17 protein-coding genes are annotated in these 19,197 nt (G+C 73.8%); 8 read left to right on the forward strand and 9 right to left on the reverse strand.

Annotated elements, in window-relative coordinates:
- Positions 1-74: 74 nt before the first annotated feature.
- The 4 genes from ACIGWZ_RS25730 to ACIGWZ_RS25745 all read right to left on the reverse strand — a co-directional run bounded on the left by ACIGWZ_RS25730 (position 75) and on the right by ACIGWZ_RS25745 (position 7,468).
- Positions 75-3,386: an SAV_2336 N-terminal domain-related protein gene (locus tag ACIGWZ_RS25730; protein WP_400068484.1), complete on the reverse strand. Its 3,312-nt coding sequence runs from the start codon at positions 3,384-3,386 to the stop codon at positions 75-77.
- A 5-nt stretch (positions 3,387-3,391) separates the two neighbouring features.
- Positions 3,392-4,447 (reverse strand): AAA family ATPase, encoded by a 1,056-nt coding sequence (locus ACIGWZ_RS25735; RefSeq protein ID WP_400068486.1) that lies wholly within the window; start codon positions 4,445-4,447, stop codon positions 3,392-3,394.
- A 397-nt stretch (positions 4,448-4,844) separates the two neighbouring features.
- A complete protein-coding gene (locus tag ACIGWZ_RS25740) occupies positions 4,845-7,046 on the reverse strand; it encodes a trypsin-like peptidase domain-containing protein (protein ID WP_400068488.1) in 2,202 nt (733 codons plus the stop codon).
- On the reverse strand, positions 7,046-7,468 hold the full coding sequence (locus ACIGWZ_RS25745; protein ID WP_400068490.1) for a CU044_2847 family protein: 423 nt from the start codon (positions 7,466-7,468) through the stop codon (positions 7,046-7,048). The genes ACIGWZ_RS25740 and ACIGWZ_RS25745 overlap by 1 nt, the downstream gene beginning before the upstream one ends.
- 151 nt (positions 7,469-7,619) lie before the next feature.
- On the opposite strand from ACIGWZ_RS25745, the gene ACIGWZ_RS25750 reads away from it, so the two are divergent.
- From ACIGWZ_RS25750 to ACIGWZ_RS25765, 4 genes are all read left to right on the forward strand, one after another.
- Entirely contained in the window at positions 7,620-7,799 is a 180-nt protein-coding gene (locus tag ACIGWZ_RS25750; RefSeq protein WP_189295496.1) for a DUF6104 family protein, read from the forward strand.
- A 131-nt stretch (positions 7,800-7,930) separates the two neighbouring features.
- Complete coding sequence (locus ACIGWZ_RS25755) at positions 7,931-8,809, forward strand: DUF4097 family beta strand repeat-containing protein (RefSeq protein ID WP_400068492.1); 879 nt, start codon at positions 7,931-7,933, stop codon at positions 8,807-8,809.
- Between the two features lie 2 nt (positions 8,810-8,811).
- Positions 8,812-9,921, forward strand: a complete 1,110-nt coding sequence (locus ACIGWZ_RS25760; protein WP_400068494.1) for a helix-turn-helix transcriptional regulator — start codon at positions 8,812-8,814, stop codon at positions 9,919-9,921.
- 338 nt (positions 9,922-10,259) lie between these two features.
- Positions 10,260-11,141 (forward strand): hypothetical protein, encoded by an 882-nt coding sequence (locus ACIGWZ_RS25765; protein ID WP_400068496.1) that lies wholly within the window; start codon positions 10,260-10,262, stop codon positions 11,139-11,141.
- A 103-nt stretch (positions 11,142-11,244) separates the two neighbouring features.
- Here ACIGWZ_RS25765 and ACIGWZ_RS25770 read toward each other — a convergent pair whose 3' ends face one another.
- A complete protein-coding gene (locus ACIGWZ_RS25770; RefSeq protein ID WP_400068498.1) occupies positions 11,245-11,802 on the reverse strand; it encodes a Clp protease N-terminal domain-containing protein in 558 nt (185 codons plus the stop codon).
- Positions 11,802-12,011 carry a helix-turn-helix domain-containing protein gene (locus ACIGWZ_RS25775; RefSeq protein WP_030081114.1) on the reverse strand — a complete coding sequence of 70 codons (210 nt, stop codon included), beginning with the start codon at positions 12,009-12,011 and terminating at the stop codon, positions 11,802-11,804. The genes ACIGWZ_RS25770 and ACIGWZ_RS25775 overlap by 1 nt, the downstream gene beginning before the upstream one ends.
- Positions 12,012-12,121: 110 nt before the next feature.
- Between ACIGWZ_RS25775 and ACIGWZ_RS25780 the strand changes: the two genes are divergently transcribed.
- Complete coding sequence (locus ACIGWZ_RS25780; RefSeq protein WP_400068501.1) at positions 12,122-13,033, forward strand: antibiotic biosynthesis monooxygenase; 912 nt, start codon at positions 12,122-12,124, stop codon at positions 13,031-13,033.
- A gap of 4 nt (positions 13,034-13,037) precedes the next feature.
- Positions 13,038-13,541 carry a cupin domain-containing protein gene (locus ACIGWZ_RS25785; protein ID WP_400068503.1) on the forward strand — a complete coding sequence of 168 codons (504 nt, stop codon included), beginning with the start codon at positions 13,038-13,040 and terminating at the stop codon, positions 13,539-13,541.
- An 89-nt stretch (positions 13,542-13,630) separates the two neighbouring features.
- Here ACIGWZ_RS25785 and ACIGWZ_RS25790 read toward each other — a convergent pair whose 3' ends face one another.
- The 3 genes from ACIGWZ_RS25790 to ACIGWZ_RS25800 form a co-directional block, all read right to left on the reverse strand.
- Positions 13,631-14,212: a HutD family protein gene (locus tag ACIGWZ_RS25790; protein ID WP_400068505.1), complete on the reverse strand. Its 582-nt coding sequence runs from the start codon at positions 14,210-14,212 to the stop codon at positions 13,631-13,633.
- Positions 14,213-14,291: 79 nt separating this feature from the next.
- Positions 14,292-15,254, reverse strand: a complete 963-nt coding sequence (locus ACIGWZ_RS25795; protein ID WP_400068506.1) for a zinc-binding dehydrogenase — start codon at positions 15,252-15,254, stop codon at positions 14,292-14,294.
- 168 nt (positions 15,255-15,422) lie between these two features.
- Positions 15,423-16,664, reverse strand: coding sequence for an NADP-dependent malic enzyme (locus ACIGWZ_RS25800; protein WP_400068508.1), 1,242 nt, complete (start codon positions 16,662-16,664; stop codon positions 15,423-15,425).
- A 544-nt stretch (positions 16,665-17,208) separates the two neighbouring features.
- On the opposite strand from ACIGWZ_RS25800, the gene ACIGWZ_RS25805 reads away from it, so the two are divergent.
- Both ACIGWZ_RS25805 and ACIGWZ_RS25810 read left to right on the forward strand, forming a co-directional pair.
- Positions 17,209-18,183 carry an ABC transporter substrate-binding protein gene (locus ACIGWZ_RS25805; RefSeq protein WP_400068510.1) on the forward strand — a complete coding sequence of 325 codons (975 nt, stop codon included), beginning with the start codon at positions 17,209-17,211 and terminating at the stop codon, positions 18,181-18,183.
- 64 nt (positions 18,184-18,247) lie between these two features.
- Positions 18,248-19,189 (forward strand): amino acid ABC transporter permease, encoded by a 942-nt coding sequence (locus ACIGWZ_RS25810; protein ID WP_400068512.1) that lies wholly within the window; start codon positions 18,248-18,250, stop codon positions 19,187-19,189.
- Positions 19,190-19,197: the final 8 nt, after the last annotated feature.

A 19,197-nucleotide genomic window follows, 5' to 3' on the forward strand; every position in this document is an offset into this window, starting at 1 on the left:
ACTCCCGTCCACAGAAACACGTTCGCCGGACGAGGGACAGCCATCGGCCAGGGCGGGCGGGGCGGGCGGAGCGGTCATCCGGTGGATTCGAGGGCCCGCATCCGGGCGCGGGTGCGCTGCGCCTCGGGGCCGGTGTCCTCGGCGGCGCGCTGCCACTGCTCCCAGCTCTCGCGGTAGGCGACCAGCGCGGACCGGGATCCTGCGGTGTCCTCCAGGACCTCGCCGCGCCGGTGGTGGGCGCGGGCGGCCAGCAGGGCGCTGCCGGCCTCCAGGGCGGCGGCCGCGGCGCGGCGGTAGCAGGCGGCGGCCCGGTCGTGGCGCTCCCGGGAGCCGAAGCGGCGGTCCAGCAGCAGCTGGACATCGCCCACTTCCAGCCAGGCCTCGGCCGCCACGGACGCCATATCGGTGCCGCGCGCGGCCAGTTCCAGGATCCAGTCGGCCTCGTGCAGATCGGCGAGCGAGGGCTGGCGTTCGTGGCGCAGTCGCAGGGCGCGGCCGAACAGCAGACGGTGGCCGGCGAGCGCCGGATCCTGCGGCGCGACCCGGGCGAGCGCCTCCCGCAGCACGTGCACGGCGTCGTTGGCCAGGCGTCTGCCCTGCTCGGGGGCCGGCTCCAGCCGGGCGCGGGTGAGCAGCGCGGCGCCGCGTTCGGCGAGCAGCGCGCTGTGCTCGGGCGAGTCGGGGACGGTGAGGCGGAGCGCGGCGGCGAGCGCGGCGATGGCGTCGTCGAGGGCGGCCAGGGAGCCCGTACGGGTGTGCGCGGCGCTCCGGTCGGCCGCGATCCGGCGCAGGCTGTCGGCCTCCAGGGCCGGATCGGCCAGCTCATGGGCGATGGCGCGGGCGCGCTCCAGGGTGGGCAGGACGGACGGCAGGCCGCCCGCGCCGCCGGTCAGCGAGCGGGCCGCGGCGAGGTCCAGCAGCGTCTCGCAGACCAGCCGGTCGGCGGCGCTGCCGCGGCGGCGCAGCAGGACGGTGGCGGTGTCGAGGTCGTCCGCGGCGCGCACCGCGAGGGCGTCGGCCGGCCCCGGTCCGGCGCGGCGGGCCCGGTCGAGCAGCACGCCGCCGCGGGCGGCATAGACCTCGCCGGGGACCTGGCGGCCGCTGGGCCACTGGTCGAGGAGCGTGGTGAGGGACCGTTCCGCCTCGTCCAGGGGACCGGCGTCCAGCGGGCCGTCCTCGGCGTCCGCCGCGGGCAGGCCGGCCAGGCGGCGCAGCACCTCGGTGCGCAGCACCATGCTCTCCAGTACGCGGGGGTCGAGCAGGCTCATCAGCCCGCAGGCGGCGTGCAGGTGGCGGGCGGCGTCCTCCAGGGCGGCGCGCTCCTCGGCCACGGCGCCCGCGGCGCGGCGCTCCTGGGCGCGGGCGTGCCGGACCCGGCCGAGCACGATCAGCGCCCGGGTCCGCTCGGCCTCCTCGCCGTCGGCCGCCGCCGCGGCTCCGGCCGCCCGTTCGGCCTCCTCCAGGGCGTCGGGCTGCCGCCAGGTCGCCCAGGCGTGCAGCAGGGCCCGGGCGAGGTCCGTGCCCGCCGCCGGCAGGGCGCCGACCGCGGCGCGCAGCAGCCGGACGGCCTCGATCAGATCGCGGACGGCCCGGTCGTGTTCGTAGCGCTCCAGGAGGGCGGCGCCCTCGGCAGCCGGGCCGCCGGGCCGGTACGGCCGCCGGTCGGGCGGCCGCAGCGCCGGCTCGAAGCGGCGCAGGACCCGCTCGGAGACCCGGGCGAACGGTTCGGGGACGGCGCGCTGCCCGGTCTCCGGCTCGCGGCCGCTGCCGGAGAGCATGGCGACCGCGACGGCGGGGAAGTTGCGGGCGCTGCGGCCGAAGGTGCGCTCGACGTAGAGCGAGCAGTGCTTGAGGACCAGGGCCGCCTCGCCCGCGCTCAGCCGGTCCAGCAGCTCATCGCGTACGCCGGGCACGAAGTCGTACCACGGGCCGCTCGCCCCTCTGTGCCCCCACGTGCTCGAGGAGCCGGGGGGTACCGCCACGCCCGACGGCCGCTCGTCCGGCGGGAGCTGGGTGACCAGGCCGCTGAGCAGCACCTCGGCCAGCTCCGCCGGGCCGGTCTGCGGCAGCATCGCGCGCTGCACCAGCTGGATGACCGGGAGGGCGAGCGGTACGGCGGAGAGATGGACGGCGAGCATCCGGGCGGCGGGCGAGGCCAGCTGGTCGAACTCCCGGACCATCCGGGACGGTTCGGGGCGCGGGCCCGGCTGCGGGGGCGCGGGCTCGGCGCCGTGGTCGGCCCGGACGACGGTGGCCGCGCCGGGCAGCGAGAGACCGGCGTCGGCGGCGGCCAGCCGGGCCCAGGTGCCGAGGGCGGAGGGCGTCGGGGACAGGACCGGTACGGCGCGTTCGCGGCCCGTACCGGCCGGGGCGCCTTGTGGTGCGGCGGGCCGGCGGCGGCGCCGGGCGGGCCGGAAGCCGAGGGCCTGGTAGGGGCCCTGGCGGCGGACGAGCGTGCCGGCGACGGCAGGCAGCAGGGTCCGCGCCCACATGCGCTGCGGCAGCGGCTGGACGACGGCGAGCGGGGCGTCGGCGGCCCAGCGGTAGAGCAGCCGCTGCATCCGGCCGTCCCGCCACAGGGGGCCCGCGCAGTCGCTGACGACGAGGGTGAGGTGGTGGCCGGTGGGGTCGTGCAGCTGGTCGGCGGGGCGCAGCGGGCTGCCGGGGACGGGGCCGGCGGCGATGCCGACGTCCGGGCCGTGCGGGTGGAGGTAGTGCACCGTGACGTCCCGGAAGGCGCCGACACGTTCACAGACATGGCGCAGGTCGTGCAGCATCTGCTCCCAGACGGCCATCGAGGACGAGCCGTCCATCAGGAGCCGCAGCGCGGCGGCGCGGCGCTGCACTCCGCGGAGCACCGGGATGACCATTTCGGAGTGTGCGGAGAGTTCGGCGGTGGCGTCGTCGTCCAGCTCCCGGCGGAGCGGGGCGGCCGGCGGGTGGTAGCGCTGGATGGGCCGCAGGGCACGCTGGAGCGGTAACAGGCCGGGGAAGGCGGAGGCGATCGGGACGGCTATCTCGCCGAGGCGGTGGTGGTCGGGGTCGGCCGTCCGGGCGTCGTGGGCGGGCAGCAGCTCGGCGTCGCGGCGGCGCGGGGGCTCGGCGGGCAGGCCCGACTGCTCCGACGCGTGGGTGTGCGCCGGTCCCGTCCCGTGCGTGCCGTTGGCCGCCCCTGCCGCCCATGCGGTGAAAGTGGCCGGATCCGTGCGGTCCGGGGTGGGCGGTGCGGTGGTGGCGGCGCCCGTCTCCTGCGGCGTGATCCACCGGGCGAGCCAGAGGGCGTCGGCCATCCCCCGGGCGTCGGCCGGCACACCGGCCGACGTCAGCCGCCCGACGAGTTCACCGAGTCCGTCGAGGGGACCTGGACCAGGCTCCCCGAGAGGCACCGCGCTCACCTCGTCCGATCAAGAGGTCGCATCAGCTCGGCCGTCAGCCGCCGTCGGGTCTCCTCCTCGTCCTCGTCCGTCCATCCGGCCTGCTGGGTGAGGTGGATGGCGTTGAACAGCTGGTCGACGGCGCGCACATCGCCGGGTTCGCGGTCCAGGAAGCGGTCGATCACCGCTTCGTGGCGCTCGGCCGCGCCCTCGCCGAAGTGGGCCCGCACCATGGACGCGAGCCGCTCCTTGTCCGGGAGCGGGATGTGGAGGTGGATGCAGCGGCGCAGCAGGGGCGCCGGGAAGTCGCGTTCGCCGTTGCTGGTCAGGACGATGAACGGGAAGGCCCGGCAGCGCACCCGGCCGTCGCGGACCGTCACCCGGGTGCCGTCGTCGCTGAGCACCGGCACCTCCGGGGCGGATCCGGCCAGCCGCTCCAGCTCCGGAATTCTGAACTCCCCTTCTTCCAGGACGTTCAGAAGGTCGTTGGGCAGGTCGATGTCGCTCTTGTCCAGCTCGTCGACGAGCAGCACCCGGGGCCGGGCGGCGGGCAGCAGGGCCGTGCCGAGCGGGCCGAGGCGGATGTAGCGGCCGATGCCGCCGCCGGGTTCGTCCACCGGATCCGACGACGCCTCCCGGCCGGCCGCGGAGGGCTGCGGGGCCGCGCGGGCGACCTGCAGGTCCTGGAGGCGGCCGATCGCGTCGTAGGCGTACAGGCCGTCGCGGAGCGTGCTGCGGCTGACGACCGGCCAGCTGAGCACCCGGCCCAGGCCCAGTTCGTAGGCGACCGCATGCGCCAACGTGCTCTTGCCGCTGCCCGGGGCGCCGGTCACCAGCAGTGGTCTGCGCAGATAGAGGGCGGCGTTGACCAGCTCGCGCTCGGTCTCGCCGGGCCGGTGGTGGCGGGCCTCGGCGGGCCGTACGCCGAGGCGGCGTTCGGAGGCGGGGTCGAGGGCGGCGGGCGGCGGCACCAGCGGCCCGCCGTCGAATTCGCGCCAGGGCGGCGGCGGCGGAAGGTGCTCAATTCCGTCGTGCGGTGCCCCCGCGCCACGGTAGATGAGCCAGTCGCTCACGTCGGAACTCCTCGTCGCCGGCCAGGCATCGGGCGGGAGCGACGGTCCGGGAGGGCCTTCCGGGGGACGTCGGCATCCGCCCCCGGTGCTCCCCCGCGTCCGCCACGCCCCTCGCGAAAAAACTATGTCCCGCTCACTCCACGACGCTATGACAGTACCCAGTCGTACGGAAGGTCACGGGGCGGTTTCCGGTCTCCGATGTTTTTTCCGGACGGGCGCCAAGTGCCGTTCGGAGCGCGTGACTTGCGGGTACCGGGCGCCCGCCGGGGGGACGGGCGCGGGGCGCGTGCGGGGGGACGCGGGCGCCTGCGGGGCGCGCACAGCAGCGTACGGAACGGCCCGCGCGGGCGTCCGTCAGGAGCGGCCGTCGGGGGCAGGGCCCGGGACCCGTCGGGGCTCATGGCGGCGAGACCTGCGGCCGGTCCGCGGCCACCCGGGGCAGCGGGTCGAGCGGATCGTCGTAGAGGAGCACCAGATCGTGCGCCCAGTGCGGGCCGTTCTCCGCGGGCTCGGCGGCGTCCGCGCGCAGCTCCCGGACCAGTTCGGGAAGGCGGGCCACCCCGCCCGACCACTGGAGGAGTTTGCGTATGCCGAGGTGGAACTCCGCACAGGCCTCGTCGCATTCCCGCTCGCCGTGGCCGGCCGACGACCACAGCCCGACCGGGAAGCCGCTGTCCAGGGCGATGCCGACCGCCGTGCGACCGGCGCCGTCGGCGACGGAGTGGCACAGCGCGGGCAGGGTGCCCTCGTGCGCGTCCTCCAGGAGCCGCAGCAGCGCCTCCTCGGAGCGCGGGCCCGCGCCGCCACCGGGCGGCCGGTCCGGCGGCAGGCGCAGCGCGTGCAGTTCGCGGGCGGCGGCGATGCCCTGCCAGCGGCGCAGCCAGGCCGGGTCGACCTCGTCGCGGCGCGCCTGGTCGCGCAGCACCACGGGGCGCCGGGGGCCCACCGGCCAGCCCCTGGCGGTGCGCCGGGTGGAGGCCGCGACCTCCCACTGGCCGGCCGGGGTGTGCCAGCGGCCCTCGGGGACGGCGACCTCCAGACGGACCCGGGCGCCCGGCTTCGCGTCGTCGTCGGCGTGCAGCAGCCGGGCGCCGAGCCGTTGCAGCACCTCGTCCCGCGCCTGTTCGAAGGGCACGCCGCCGTCGGATTCCCGGACGTCGACGCGCAGCCACTGGCCGCGTCCGTAGCCCTCGCTGACCGACCAGTTGAACAGCTCGCGCCCGGCCTCGTCGTAGAAGAAGAGCGGCTCGAACTCGACGAGCACGGAGCGCGGCGGGCGCCGTACCGGGCCGATCCGGCGGCGGTCCTGCGGTCGCAGCACCACCGCCTTGGCCTGGACGAACTCCCCGAGTCTGGCCGCCTCTTCGCGGATCCTGGCGGCCTCGTCGCCGGAGGCGTCGCGGGCCTGGTCGGCGGTCCGCTGCGCCACGATCCGCAGGTAGTGCACGAAGGTGCGCAGTTCGGTGTACGGATCGCTGCCCTGGTAGAGCGCGCCGTGGCCGTCCCGCCAGGTGCGCAGCGTCCAGGCGCCGGGCCTGGCGGCGCTGTCCAGGGCGTCGCCGACCGCCTGCTCGACGACCAGCGGATCGCGGGGCGCGGGCAGCCGGGCGAGCAGGTCGAGCGCCTGGAGGCGTTCTTGTACGCCCCACAGCCGGCCGCGGCCGGCCATGATCGCGTGCTGGGCGTCGAACCAGGTCGGCCCGCCGTCGCGGCCGAGGTCCTGGCCGCTCCAGTGCCAGCGGTCGTGGCGGCTCATCAGCGCGTGGTACGGGTCGCGGCCCAGGCCCGTGGCGCCCGCCACCAGATGTTCGGGGCCCAGCCCGCGCAGCGCGGTGACCGGCACCGCGAGCCCGAGGTGGTCCTCGCGGTGGCTCCCCTTGACGATGCCGACCACCTCGCCGCGGTCGCATTCGACCAGCGGTCCGCCGGAGGCACCGGGCGTGACCCGGACGTCGCTGCCGAACTGCAGGCCGCGCGCGTCCCGGGCGCCGAACCGGACCGCGATGAAGGGGTCGACGGGGGCGGCGGGGCCGGGGGCCACCCCGTTGACCGCGTCGTACTCGCCGTCTCCGCCGTCCCCGCCGGAGTCACGTAGTACGCGTTCCCGCGCGGCATCCGGGGGCGCTCCGGGCTCGTCGTGCCCCCGGAAGATGTACGCGTCCTCCAGGAGCGTGGCCGGCTGATCGCTGATCCAGGCGCAGAGGTGCTCGACGCTCGGGTCGAGCAGTCTGAGCAGCGCGAGGTCGGCGCGGGCGGCGGCGGGCCCGGCCGCCGGGGCGGGCCGGCTGAGGTCGTACGCCAGCTGCGCGGCGATCACCCGGCCGCCGAGGACGACACCGAGGACGCCGTCCGGGCCGATCTCGCGGCGCCGCCCGTCGTGCGGGGCGGGCACATGGGCGCAGGTCAGCACCCAGCCCGGGGCGATCAGTACCCCGCTCCCCCACAGCCGCGTCCGCCGGCTGCCGGGTTCGTCGCGGCCGGGTTCGTCGCGGCCGGGCGCGGCGCACAGCCCCACGGTCGTGCGCCCGGCGTGTTCGAGCAGCTGGGCGTGTGCGGCCCGGTCACCGCGGGGGTGGGCCGTGCCGTCCGGGGGCGCCATCAGCGGCCCGAATCATCCGGCTCCCGGCGGTCGGCCGGCCGGTCGGGGCGGCGGGGCTGCGCGGCGGCCGCCGGGCCGTCCTCGCGCCGCCAGGTCAGCGTGATGGAGAGGTTGGCCTTCGCCTCGCCGTCCGCGAGCAGGGCGACGGCCTTGCCGGGCTTGGCCGAGACCTCCACGCCGAAGGTCACGCTGGTCTCGTGCGGCGCGACCCGTGCGGTGGCCTCGCGGACGCTGGCGGCGACGCCGCCGACCACCTCGCGCAGCCCCTCGACCCGGGCGCCGAGCGCGTCCCAGGCGCCGACGTCCTCGAACTCCCCGTCCGCGCCGTCCCAGCCGTCGAGGCCGGGCGCGTCCAGACGCGAGACCCGGGCCCACACCCCCGTACCGTCGGGCAGCTCGATGTACTGCGCGCGATCTTGCATCACGGCCTCCTGCTCCCCCTAGGCGGCAATTCCCCATCACCGCAGGACCGTTGACAGGCGCTCAGGTTAGCCCTCGGGTGCCTGTGACGCGAGAGGTCCGTGAGCCTCCTATCCTGGCCGGGAATGTCCCATGACCCCTGGTGGAGAGCGCGTGTATTTCACTGACCGTGGCATCGAGGAGCTGGAGAACCGGCGCGGCGAGGAGGAGGTCACCCTCGGATGGGTGGCGGACCAGCTGCGTACGTTCGTCGATCTGAACCCGGACTTCGAGGTTCCGGTGGAGCGGCTGGCCACCTGGCTGGCGCGGCTCGACGACGAGGACGAGGAGTAGCGGCCGGGACCCCCGGCCGGGGTCGGCTTTCCGCTTGACTTCCCACTTCCGCGATATATCGTGTCTAGCGAAGACACGATATGTTGCGTTGCACGCTACCCGTGTGCGCGCCTAGCCAGGGGAGGCCCGGTATGTCAGCCCGGACCGAGTGGTCGATCTCCGAGCCGCGCAAGCTGGAGTTCGACGAAGGCGTCCAAGCCCTGAACGTGCGGGTGACCGGCGGCACCGTCAATGTCGTCGGCACCTGCGACGGCGGCCCGGCCCGCCTGGAGATCGGCGAGGTGCACGGCGAACCACTGACCGTGTCGTACGTCGACGGCACCCTCTCCGTCGCCTACGAGGACCTCCCCTGGAAGTTCTTCAAGTTCCTCGACCGCAAGGGCTGGAACCGCCGGGCCGAGGTCTCGGTGACCGTGCCGGCCGGCACCCGCGTCGAGGTCGGCGCGATCGGGGCGAGCGCGGTGGTCTCCGGGATCTCGGGGCGTACGGACATCCGCGGCGTCTCCGGTGACCTCACCCTCGTCGGACTGACCGGCAGGGTGCGGGCGGACACCGTGTCCGGCAGCGTCGAGACCCAGGGCGTCACGGGCGAGGTGCGGTTCAACTCGGTCTCGGGGGATCTGACGATGATCGACGGCGGCGGCGGCTCGGTGCGCGCCGACTCCGTCAGCGGCGATATGACCCTGGACCTGGACCCCACCACGAAGTGCGCGGACATCGCCCTGACGACGGTCTCCGGCGAGGTCGCCATCCGGCTGCCCGACCCGGCCGACGCCGAGGTGGAGGCCAACACCACCTCCGGCAGGGTCGCCAACGCCTTCGACGACCTGCGGGTCAACGGCCAGTGGGGCACCCGGCGGATCACCGGCACGCTCGGCGCGGGCACCGGCAGGCTCAAGGTCACCACCGTCTCCGGCGGGCTGGCCCTGCTGCGCCGCCCCGCGTTCGAGGACCGCCAGGACGCCGCCCCCGCGGACCCGCCCGCCGACACCGAGAAGAAGGTGCTCTGAGCATGCCCCCCGTCTTCGCCCACGGCCGCCTCCGCCTCTACCTCCTCAAGCTGCTGGACGAGGCCCCCCGCCACGGCTACGAGATCATCCGCCTCCTGGAGGAGCGCTTCCAGGGCCTGTACGCCCCCTCGGCCGGCACGGTCTATCCGCGGCTGGCCAAGCTGGAGGCCGAGGGCCTGGTCACACACGCCACCGAGGGCGGTCGCAAGGTGTACTCCATCACCGACGCCGGCCGGGCCGAACTGGCCGACCGGGGCGGCGAGTTGGCGGATCTGGAGCTGGAGATCCGGGAGTCGGTCGCTGCGCTGGCCTCGGACATCCGGGAGGACGTGAGCGGTTCGGCGCGGGACCTGCGCCGCGAGATGCGGGAGGCCGCGAAGCAGGCCCGCGCGGGCGGGTCCCGGACGACGGCCGGCGCGGACGACGGCTCCGGACGGCCGTTCCCCGACCCCTCGGACTTCTTCGACGGCGCGTTCGGCGACAAGGAGCCCTGGGGGCAGGCCAGGGAGGAGTTCCGGCGCGCCAAGGAGGAGTGGAAGGAACAGGCCCGCCGGGCCAAGGAGGAGAGCCGCCGGGCCAGACAGGACGCCCAGCGGGCCCGTAGGCAGGCCAGGGACGCGCAGGTGTTCGCGCGCGAGGAGGTCCAGCGGGTCATCAAGCGCGTCCAGGAGCAGACCCAGGGGCACATGCGGTCCGGGGACTGGTCGGGGGCGGTGCGCGAGGCGCTGTCCGAGGTCTCGCGCGAGGTCGGCCGCTTCACGGGCGGCCAGACCGGCCGGACCGACGCCGGGCAGGACGCCGGGCGGGACGGCCGCGACACCGACGCCCGGGTGACCGTCGAACGCGTCGACCTGGCCGAGGACGACGCGGCGGCCGAGGCTCCCCCGGCTCCGGAGTGGGCGGACGAACCGGCGACCGGCGATCCGGCCCGGGACTTCGACCGCCTCCTGGACCGCTTCCGCGACGACCTCCGGGACGCGGCCCGCGACCACGGCATCACGCCCGACCAGTTGACGGAGTCCCGTCGGCGGCTCGCGTCGGCCGCCGCCCGCATCGGCGCCCTGCTGCGCACCCCGCACCCGGGCGAATCGTCGGCGGACACGGAGAAGTAGGCGCAACCGGGGCGCGCCGCCCGGCTGTTCCCCTACGACATCGGTGACGGTGTCCGGCGCGGGCGGCCGCGGCGCGCCTTCGGCACCGCGGCCGCCGCGGGCCCTCCCGCCGGGTGCACGGGGGCGGCGCGGAGAATTCACCGTCCCGCAACCGGCGGCCGAAACCCCCTCCCACCCCACCGACATGCGGTTACCCAGAGTTAATTATCCCAGCTGGGATTCACGGCGCGTAATCGGGGAATTCCTTTCATCGCATGGTTCGCCATGTTCGGGTCCACGGTCAGCTTTCCGTCAACTTCCCCTGTTCGCACGCATCGTGAAGGCCAAGAGGTACAGCGATGTCGGATTACCTTTCGGTCGCCCGCCGGATGTGGCACCAGATCGAGCCACTGCACGCCACGCTCTACTTCGCCCCCGAAGCCCGCCAGGTGGCCTCGGACCTCGGCTATGACGTCGCCTCGCGCTGGCCCAGCTATTTCGCCTGGCGCACGGCGCCGCTGGGCGCCGCCGGGCCCGAACTCGTCGCCGCGACGTACTACAGCTTCAGCCCGCGGCTGATCGCCCGTCACGTCCCGGGGATCTGGACCACCGCCGACCCCGCGAAGGTGCTGGACGCGCGGCTGCTCGCCATGGACCGCGCGCTGACCACCCTGCTGGGCGACCGGCTGACCAGCGGCCAGCTCGCCGAGGCGGCCCGGCTGGCGCGCCAGGCCGCCGAGAACGCCGGGCCCGCGGCCCGTCCGCTGGCCGCCGCCAACCGCGATCTACCCTGGCCCGACGCACCGCACCTGGTGCTCTGGCAGGCCGCGACCGTGTTGCGCGAGCACCGCGGTGACGGCCATCTGGCGGCCCTGCTGACCTTCGGCCTCGATCCCTGTGAGGCGCTGGTGTCGTTCGCGGCGATCGGCGCGGCCCCGGCCGCGGACTTCGAGGGGCGCGGCTGGACCGCCCAGGAGTGGAGCGAGGCCCGTCACCGCCTCGTGGCCCGCGGCTGCATGGCTCCGGACGGCAGCGCGACCGCCCGCGGCCGCCAGGAACGGGAAGCCATCGAGCACATGACGGACCGCCTGGCCGCCGGCCCCTGGCGGGCCCTGGGCCACTCCCGCGCCGAACGCCTGGCCCAGCTCCTCAAGCCCGTACTGGGCGCCGCGTTCGAGGCGGGGTATCTGCCCCGGCACAGCACCCTGGGCATCGGGACCGTGAAGGTCGGGTATCCGTGACCCCCACCGGGTAGCCATGTCCGTGCTGCCGCCGCCCCAACGGCCGTCTACGGCGAGGTCTGCCGTTCGTCGGCTTGTCCGCACCCCTCACTTCTCAGCCCCCTCAACTCGCCCCGGCCGTCTCGCCCACCGCCCGCTCCACATCGCCGTACGCCACCCCGTGGTCGGCGAGGACCGTCGCGGCCGGGCCGGGCCGGGCGGCCAGGGCCAGCAGCAGGTGCTGGTCGCCGATGTGCCGGTCGCCGCGGCCCAGCGCGATCCGCAGCGAGCGCTCCAGTACGGACTTCGCCTCCGGGGCGAATCGCCGGCGCGTGCCCTTCCGCCCGTTGGCCGGGCCGCTTGCCGCGAGCGCGCCCACACCGTGCTCCCGCTCCACCCGCGCCAGGATCTCCTCGACGTCGATGCCGAGCCCGGCCAGCGCCTGCGCATCGGCCGTCGAGATCCCGCCGCGCCGCCGGGCCGCGGCCAGGGCGTCCGCCACCGAGTCCCGCCGCGCGCGCAGGCCGAGGGCGCCGAGCGCCGCGGCCGCGGGCGAATCCGTACGGTCCAGCAGCGCGAGCAGCAGCTCCGGTTCGCCGACCGTGGCGCTGCCGGTGCGGTCGGCCTGCGCGACGGCGCCGTTCACCACCGCGCGTGCATCCTTCGTGAACTTCTCGAACATCAACGCCTCCCGTGCTTCTTGTGGACCGCCTGCCTGCTGACGCCGAGCTCGGCGGCGATCTCCTGCCACGACCAGCCTTTTGCGCGGGCGCTGCGTACCTGTACGGCTTCGAGCTGCTCCAGCAGCCGCCGGAGCGCGGCCACGGCGCGCAGCCCGATCCTGGGGTCCCGGTCGCCCGCCCGCTCGGCGAGATCCGTTGCTTCGGTCATGATGTCAATGTAAGTTGACGCGCGTCGAGTGTCAACCATCGTTGACGAGAGGTGCGCGCGTCCGCCCACTCCCTTGACCTCAAGTGCACTTGAGGGGGAACGCTGCCCCCATGACCACGCCCGGATCCACGCCCACACCCACCCCCACGCCCGCCTCCGCACCCGCGCCCCACCCGCTCCGCACCACCGCGTTCCCCGACGTCCGGCGGCCGGACGCCGCGACGGCCCTGGTCAGCGCGTGGATCGTGCCCGATCCCGGGGTGCTGCGACCGGCCGCCGAGGCGGTGCTCGGCGAATGGGAACGGCAGCCGCGCCCGGACGCGATGCTCTCGCTCAGCGTCTTCCTCGGTGCCGACGGCCGGCATCTCCTCAACTACGCGCAGTGGACCGACGACGACGCCCACCGGGAATGGGTGCGCACCCGCCGCCCCGCCGCCATCGGCCGCGTCGATGACGCGCTGCCGGGCATCGAGCGGCCGGGACCGGTGCGCTACCGCCGCCACCGCAGCTACGTCCCCCGGCGGCCCCAGCAAGCGCCCGGCGACCGCCCGACCCTGCTGGTCACACCCACCTTCGCCACCACCGGCCCGGACGCCCAGCGCGCCCTCGCCGACACCGTCGTCGACGAGCTGGTCCGCGCGCAGGTGCCGGGGCTGCTCGGCGCGCACGTCCATCTGAGCCAGGACGGGCACCGCGCGCTCAACTTCGCCGAGTGGACGGGGGAAGAGGCGTGGCGGACATTCGCGACCGGCGAAGTGGCGGCGCGGCTGCGGGCGGCGATCGCCGCCCTGGAGGGGGTGACGCCCGCCGCGCCCCTCGGTGCCGCACCGCAGCTGCCGGGCGGGCCCGGGGCGGCCGAGGCACCGGACGCGTCCGGGACACCGACCCCGACCCACTACCGCCTGTATCAAAGCCTGGTCAACATCCCCGCGAGCGCCCCGGCCGACACCCGGGACCCCATATCCGCCGAAGCCCCGGCGAACGCCCTCGCCCCCCGCGCCACTTCATCCGAAGGAGCCTGACCCCATGTCCTATCCCGCACCCCGCTACCTGGGCGAGAACGGCGAGATCTCCGCGGTGCACCGCCCCGCGGACACCCCGCCCGACCTCGTCGCGGGAGCCAACCGCACCCACTACCTGGCCACCCACGCGAGCACCGGCGGCGAATTCGGCCTCTACCGGCTGGACATGGGGCCGCGCGCCCCCGGCCCCAGCACCCACTTCCACCGGACCATCTCCGAGTCCTTCTTCGTGCTGTCCGGTGCGGTGCAGCTGTACGACGGGGAGCGCTGGGCCACCCGCGGCGCGGGCGACTTCCTGTACGTACCGGTCGGCGGTCTGCACGCGTTCCGCAACGACTCCGACGACCCCGCCTCGATGCTGCTGCTGTTCTCCCCGGGTGCGCCCCGCGAGGAGTACTTCGAACGGGTGGCGGAGATGGCGCAGCGCGGCGGCCAGGAGTTCGCCGACTTCCTCGTCCGGCACGACAGCTACTTCGTGGACGAGGAGACGGGCGCCGTACGGGAGTGAGGGGCGGCGGCCGGCCGCCGCTCGGGGCCCGGGATGCGGTCGAGGTGGTGGTCGACCGTGCGCGGCGGCGGGGGCCGACGAGCGGTCCGTCAGCGCCCGCTGAGCGAGATCACCGCCGCCACCCCGGCCGTCCGCACCTCGGCGGCCGGCCGGCCCGGCCCGGTGAACAGTGCCGCGTCGAACCGCGCGAGCCGCGCCGCGGGCTCCCCCGGCACGCCGGCCTCCGCGGGCCCCTCCAGCGCCACCACCAGCATCGACTCCTCGCCCGGCGGCACCGCCCGCCTCCCCCGCACCATGTCCACCTCGGCTCGCGCCCGCCCTTCCCGCACCATCACATTGAGGTTGACGACCGGACCGTCCAGCAGCCGGGAGGCGGTGTCGGCGTCGCCGGGGAAGGCGAACGGGCGGAACCGGCCGAGGGGCGGGCGGGAGGCGCCGTCCACGGTCAGTTCCAGGCCGCCGCCGTCGACGACGGTGAGGATGCGCCGGATGCCGGGCAGCGGCGAGTACGGCCCGTCCCGGGTGACATCGGCCAGGCTCACCCGCCAGTCGAAGGTGCCCCAGCCGGCGCCGGGCGGATGAACGGCGATCTCGCGGGTCACCCCGCCGCCGTTGCTCCACGGCGCGGCGAGGCGCCCCTCCGCCCGCAGGATCCGCACGATCTCGCCCATACCGCCCCGCCCGTCACATCAGAAGCCCGCACCGCCATCGGACCGTCACCGGACCGCCGACGGACCACGGTCGGCGCCGTCAGACCGTCAGCACGACCTTGCCGAAGAGATCGCCCTGCGCCATCTTCTCGAAGCCCTCGCGCGCCCGGTCCAGCGGCAGCGTGGAGTCGATGACCGGGCGGATGCCCTTGGCCGCGCAGAAGCTGAGGAGCGAGGCGAGCTCTTCCTTGGTACCCATCGTGGAGCCGACGATCTTCAGCTCCAGGAAGAAGATCCGGTTCAGCTCCCCGCGCTCCGGGGTGAAACCGCTGGTGGCGCCGGAGATCACAAGCGAGCCCCCGGGGCGCAGCGACTTGACGGAGTGCGACCAGGTGGCCGCGCCGACCGTCTCGATGACCGCGTCGACCCGCTGCGGCAGCCGCTCACCGGTGGCGAACGCCGCCTCGGCGCCCAGTTCTTCGGCGCGCTTGCGCTTGGCCTCGTCGCGGCTGGTGGCGAAGACCCGCAGCCCGGCGGCGGCGCCGAGCACGATGGCGGCGGTCGCCACGCCGCCGCCCGCGCCCTGGACCAGGATGCTGTCGCCGGGCCGTACACCGGCGTTGGTGAAGAGCATCCGGTAGGCGGTCAGCCACGCGGTCGGCAGACAGGCGGCGTCCTCGAAGGACATCCCCTTGGGCTTGGGCAGGACGTTCCAGGACGGGACGGTGACCTGTTCGGCGAAGGTGCCCTGGTAGCGCTCGGTGAGGATGGAGCGGGGCTCGTCCGGGCCGACTCCGTGGCCGCTCTGGCCGATGACGGAGTGCAGGACGACCTCGTTGCCGTCCGCGTCGATCCCGGCGGCGTCGCAGCCGAGGATCATCGGCAGGGAGTCCTCGGTGATGCCGACCCCGCGCAGCGACCACAGGTCGTGGTGGTTGAGGGAGGCGGCCTTGACGTTGACGGTGGTCCAGCCGGGGCGGGCCTCGGGGGCCGGGCGGTCGCCCAGTTCGAGGCCGTTGAGGGGCTGGTCGCGGTCGATGCGGGCGGCGTAGGCAGCAAACATGATCCCAACGTAGGCCGCGGGCGGGCGCCGCGGTACCGCGTAGGGGTGTGACACGCACCGCGCCCGCCCCGTCACCCGACGCGCCGGGCCGCCCTGAGTGCAACGGGCCGGGCCCGCACCCATGAACAGGTGCGGGCCCGGCCCGTCGAGGTACGAACCACCGCGCAGTCAGCGGCGGGCGACGCCCTCCGCCCGCGCGGCGGCGGCGACGGCCGCGGTGACGGCCGGCGCGACGCGCTCGTCGAACGGCGAGGGGATGACGCAGTCGGCGCTGAGTTCATCGGCGACGACGGCGGCCAGCGCCTCGGCGGCGGCGAGCTTCATGCCCTCGGTGATCTGCGAGGCGCGCACCTGCATGGCGCCCGCGAAGATGCCGGGGAAGGCCAGCACGTTGTTGATCTGGTTCGGGTAGTCGCTGCGCCCGGTGGCCACCACGGCCGCGTACTTGTGCGCGACGTCCGGGTGGATCTCCGGGTTGGGGTTGGCCATCGCGAAGACGAACGAGTTCTTCGCCATCTTCGCCACCGCCTCCTCCGGGACCGTACCGCCGGAGACGCCGATGAAGACGTCCGCTCCCGCCAGGGCGTCCTCCAGCGAACCGGTCAGCTTCCCCTTGTTCGTGAAGCCGGCCACCTCGCGCTTGACCTCGGTGAGGTCGGCGCGGTCGGCGGAGACGATGCCCTTGCGGTCGCAGACCGCCACGTCGCCGATGCCCGCCTCGATGAGGATCTTGGCGATGGCGACACCCGCCGCACCGGCGCCCGAGATGACCGCGCGCAGCTCGCCGAGCGAGCGGTCGGTGAGCTTGGCGGCGTTGCGCAGCGCGGCCAGCGTGACGACGGCGGTGCCGTGCTGGTCGTCGTGGAACACCGGGATGTCGAGGCGTTCCTTGAGCTTCTGCTCGATCTCGAAGCACCGCGGGGCGGAGATGTCCTCCAGGTTGATACCGCCGAAGGACGGTGCCAGCCGGACGACGGTCTCCACGATCTCGTCGGTGTCCGTGGTGGCGAGCGCGATCGGAACCGCGTCCACGCCGCCGAACTGCTTGAAGAGAATGGCCTTGCCCTCCATCACGGGGAGGGAGGCCTCCGGGCCGATGTCGCCCAGGCCCAGCACCGCGGTGCCGTCCGTGACGACGGCCACGACCTGGGACTTCCAGGTGTAGTCGTGCACGAGCTCGGGATGCTCGGCAATGGCGCTGCACACCTTGGCGACGCCCGGTGTGTACGCGAGGGACAGGTCGTCCTTGTCGCGGACCGGCACGGTTGCCTGGACGGCCATCTTGCCGCCGCGGTGCAGCGCGAACGCCGGATCGAAGAAGGCTTCGTCCGGGCTGCCCTGGGCCCCGGCCGAGCCCGCGTCCGCGCCCGTAGTGCTGTCGCTGCGAGGATTGACGATCTCCGCTGCCACTTGTTCCAACCCCTTATATCTTCGTAAATCAGTTGAGGGTGACCACTCCCTGGTTGAGGGGTGGGCGGGCACCGCGTCCGGTCCCTACGAGGCGGATGGCCGCCGCGCGGGGGGAGGTACGGACGCCGGGCGCGCCGCACACGCGCCCTGAGCCCCGGATGAGGGGTGTAACGAACCTTTTTACCCGACGGGCGCGGGCCCCGACGAGTCAGATTCATTACCCTTCGGTACGGGGATCCGACATTAGCCGCGAAATATATAAAGACGTCGAAGTGCCACCCGTATGCGTCCGAATTCCGAGACGGACCAGGTCCGAGGGGGCGGGGTGGACGCACCGCCCGAACCGGTTCACCCTTGCGCCACCTGGGACACACACCTGGCTTGCTCGTCCGTTATCCGATTTTGACCTGAGCGACAGTCCGAATACCGGAGTCCGGATGGCAGGATTCCGACGCAACCGAGGTCGCGACGCTCGAAGGTGTGTGCCCGAGCCCTGCCCCACCGGCCCCGTTCGTCGGACAATGTCTTCCGCAGGAGGATCAGCATGACCGCAAGTCCCACCCGTCGCCCGGCTCACGGCAGGTCGCGTACGGCCGTGGCCGCGGTGGCCGCGGTCGTCGCCTCGGTGCTGGCGCTCAGCGCCTGCGGCGACCAGACCAATGAGGCCGTCGCCCGGCGGGAGGCGCAGAAGAGCCGGAACGTGCACGCACCGCTGTTCAAGACGCTGCCCAAGGATGTGCAGGACAAGGGCTTCCTCCAGGTCGGCTCGGACATGACGTACAAGCCGGTGGAGTTCCGTACGAACGGGCAGGTCGCGGGCATCGACCCGGATCTGGCGAGGGCGATGGAGAAGCAGCTGGGCATCAAGCTCAACTTCAACAACGCCACCTTCGACACCCTCATGGGCGGCCTGAAGTCCGAGCGGTACGACATCGCGATGTCGGCGATGACGGACACCAAGGACCGCCAGGAGGGCGTCGACAGCACCACCGGCAAGAAGATCGGCGCGGGTGTCGACTTCATCGACTACCTCAATGTCGGCGTCTCGCTCTACACGCAGAAGGGCAAGACCAACGGCATCGACGGCTGGGACTCGATGTGCGGCAAGAAGCTCGCCGTGCAGCGCGGCACCGTCTCGCACGACCTGGCCAAGGAGAAGTCCAAGGCGTGCCAGAAGGGCGGCTCGCAGCCCATCGCCATCGAGGCGTTCGACAACGACTCCGAGGCCCAGACCCGGCTGCGCACCGCCGGTGTGGACGCCGTCTCCAGTGACTACCCGGTCGCCGCGTACGCGGTGAACGTCTCCGGGAACGGCAAGGATTTCCAGATGGTCGGCGGCGCCCCGCTCAAGGCCGCCCCGTACGGCATCGCGGTCCCCAAGGGCCACGCGAAGCTGCGTGACGCCCTCAAGGCCGCGCTGGAACGCGCGATCAAGAACGGCTCGTACGCCAAGGTCCTCAAGAAGTGGGACGTCAAGGACGCCGCGGTCAAGGAAGTGCAGCTCAACGGCGGCACCTGAGCCGCCGCACGCACCGCTGCACCCCCTGCCCGCACCTCCCGCCACACGCTGAAAGGCAACACCCGTGTCAGTTGACGTCGACAAGTCGGCCCAGCCGCCGGCGGACGCCCCGCCGCCCCAGCCCGAGCCCATCAAGGCCATTCCGGTCCGCCACTACGGGCGCTGGGTCGCGGCCCTTGTCGTCATCGCGGTGCTCTTCGCGCTCGGCCGCGCCTTCGCCACCGGGGACGTGAACTGGAATGCCATCCCCCAGTACATGTTCAACGCGGACATCCTCAAGGGTCTGCGCAACACCCTGCTGATCACCGTCCTGTCGATGATCATCGGCATTGTGGGCGGCGTGATCCTGGCCGTGATGCGCCAGTCCAAGAACCCGGTGACCGCCACCGTCTCGTGGTTCTACATCTGGTTCTTCCGTGGCACGCCGGTCTACGTCCAGCTGTTCCTGTGGTTCAACCTCGGCCTGGTCTTCAAGTACATCGACATCATGCCGATCTACAAGGACGAGTGGTCGGACTTCATGACCCCGTTCCTGTGCGCGCTGCTGGGCCTGGGCCTGAACGAGGCGGCGTACATGGCGGAGATCTGCCGGGCCGGTCTGAACGCCGTCGACGAGGGCCAGACCGAGGCGGCGCACGCGCTGGGCATGAGCCACGGCAAGACGCTGCGCCGGATCGTCGTGCCCCAGGCGATGCGGGTGATCGTGCCGCCGACCGGCAACGAGGTCATCAACATGCTCAAGACCTCCTCCCTGGTCATCGCCGTCCAGTACTACGATCTGCTGCAGGCCGCACAGAACGTCGGACGCGACTCCGGTGTCGTCGTCGAGATGCTGATCCTCGCCGCCGCGTGGTACCTGATCGCCACGACCGTCCTGAGCATCGGCCAGTACTACCTGGAGCGCTACTACGCCCGCGGCTCCAGCCGCCAGCTGCCGCTCACCCCGCTCCAGCGCGCCAAGGCGAGGCTGTCCGGCGGTTTCAAGCGCCCCGGAGGTGCCGCATGACCAGCAAG

Origin of the sequence: Streptomyces sp. NPDC053427, from assembly GCF_044544985.1 — a bacterium.
Lineage (GTDB): Bacteria > Actinomycetota > Actinomycetes > Streptomycetales > Streptomycetaceae > Streptomyces.

What these genes read in the sequence shown, in the direction of transcription:
- ACIGWZ_RS25740 (WP_400068488.1), bottom strand. Translation starts at nt 7,046, where the DNA reads ATGGCGCCCCCGGACGGCACGGCCCACCCCCGCGGTGACCGGGCCGCA.
- ACIGWZ_RS25745 (WP_400068490.1), bottom strand. Translation starts at nt 7,468, where the DNA reads ATGCAAGATCGCGCGCAGTACATCGAGCTGCCCGACGGTACGGGGGTG.
- ACIGWZ_RS25755 (WP_400068492.1), top strand. Translation starts at nt 7,931, where the DNA reads ATGTCAGCCCGGACCGAGTGGTCGATCTCCGAGCCGCGCAAGCTGGAG.
- ACIGWZ_RS25760 (WP_400068494.1), top strand. Translation starts at nt 8,812, where the DNA reads ATGCCCCCCGTCTTCGCCCACGGCCGCCTCCGCCTCTACCTCCTCAAG.
- ACIGWZ_RS25765 (WP_400068496.1), top strand. Translation starts at nt 10,260, where the DNA reads ATGTCGGATTACCTTTCGGTCGCCCGCCGGATGTGGCACCAGATCGAG.
- ACIGWZ_RS25770 (WP_400068498.1), bottom strand. Translation starts at nt 11,802, where the DNA reads ATGTTCGAGAAGTTCACGAAGGATGCACGCGCGGTGGTGAACGGCGCC.
- ACIGWZ_RS25775 (WP_030081114.1), bottom strand. Translation starts at nt 12,011, where the DNA reads ATGACCGAAGCAACGGATCTCGCCGAGCGGGCGGGCGACCGGGACCCC.
- ACIGWZ_RS25780 (WP_400068501.1), top strand. Translation starts at nt 12,122, where the DNA reads ATGACCACGCCCGGATCCACGCCCACACCCACCCCCACGCCCGCCTCC.
- ACIGWZ_RS25785 (WP_400068503.1), top strand. Translation starts at nt 13,038, where the DNA reads ATGTCCTATCCCGCACCCCGCTACCTGGGCGAGAACGGCGAGATCTCC.
- ACIGWZ_RS25790 (WP_400068505.1), bottom strand. Translation starts at nt 14,212, where the DNA reads ATGGGCGAGATCGTGCGGATCCTGCGGGCGGAGGGGCGCCTCGCCGCG.
- ACIGWZ_RS25795 (WP_400068506.1), bottom strand. Translation starts at nt 15,254, where the DNA reads ATGTTTGCTGCCTACGCCGCCCGCATCGACCGCGACCAGCCCCTCAAC.
- ACIGWZ_RS25805 (WP_400068510.1), top strand. Translation starts at nt 17,209, where the DNA reads ATGACCGCAAGTCCCACCCGTCGCCCGGCTCACGGCAGGTCGCGTACG.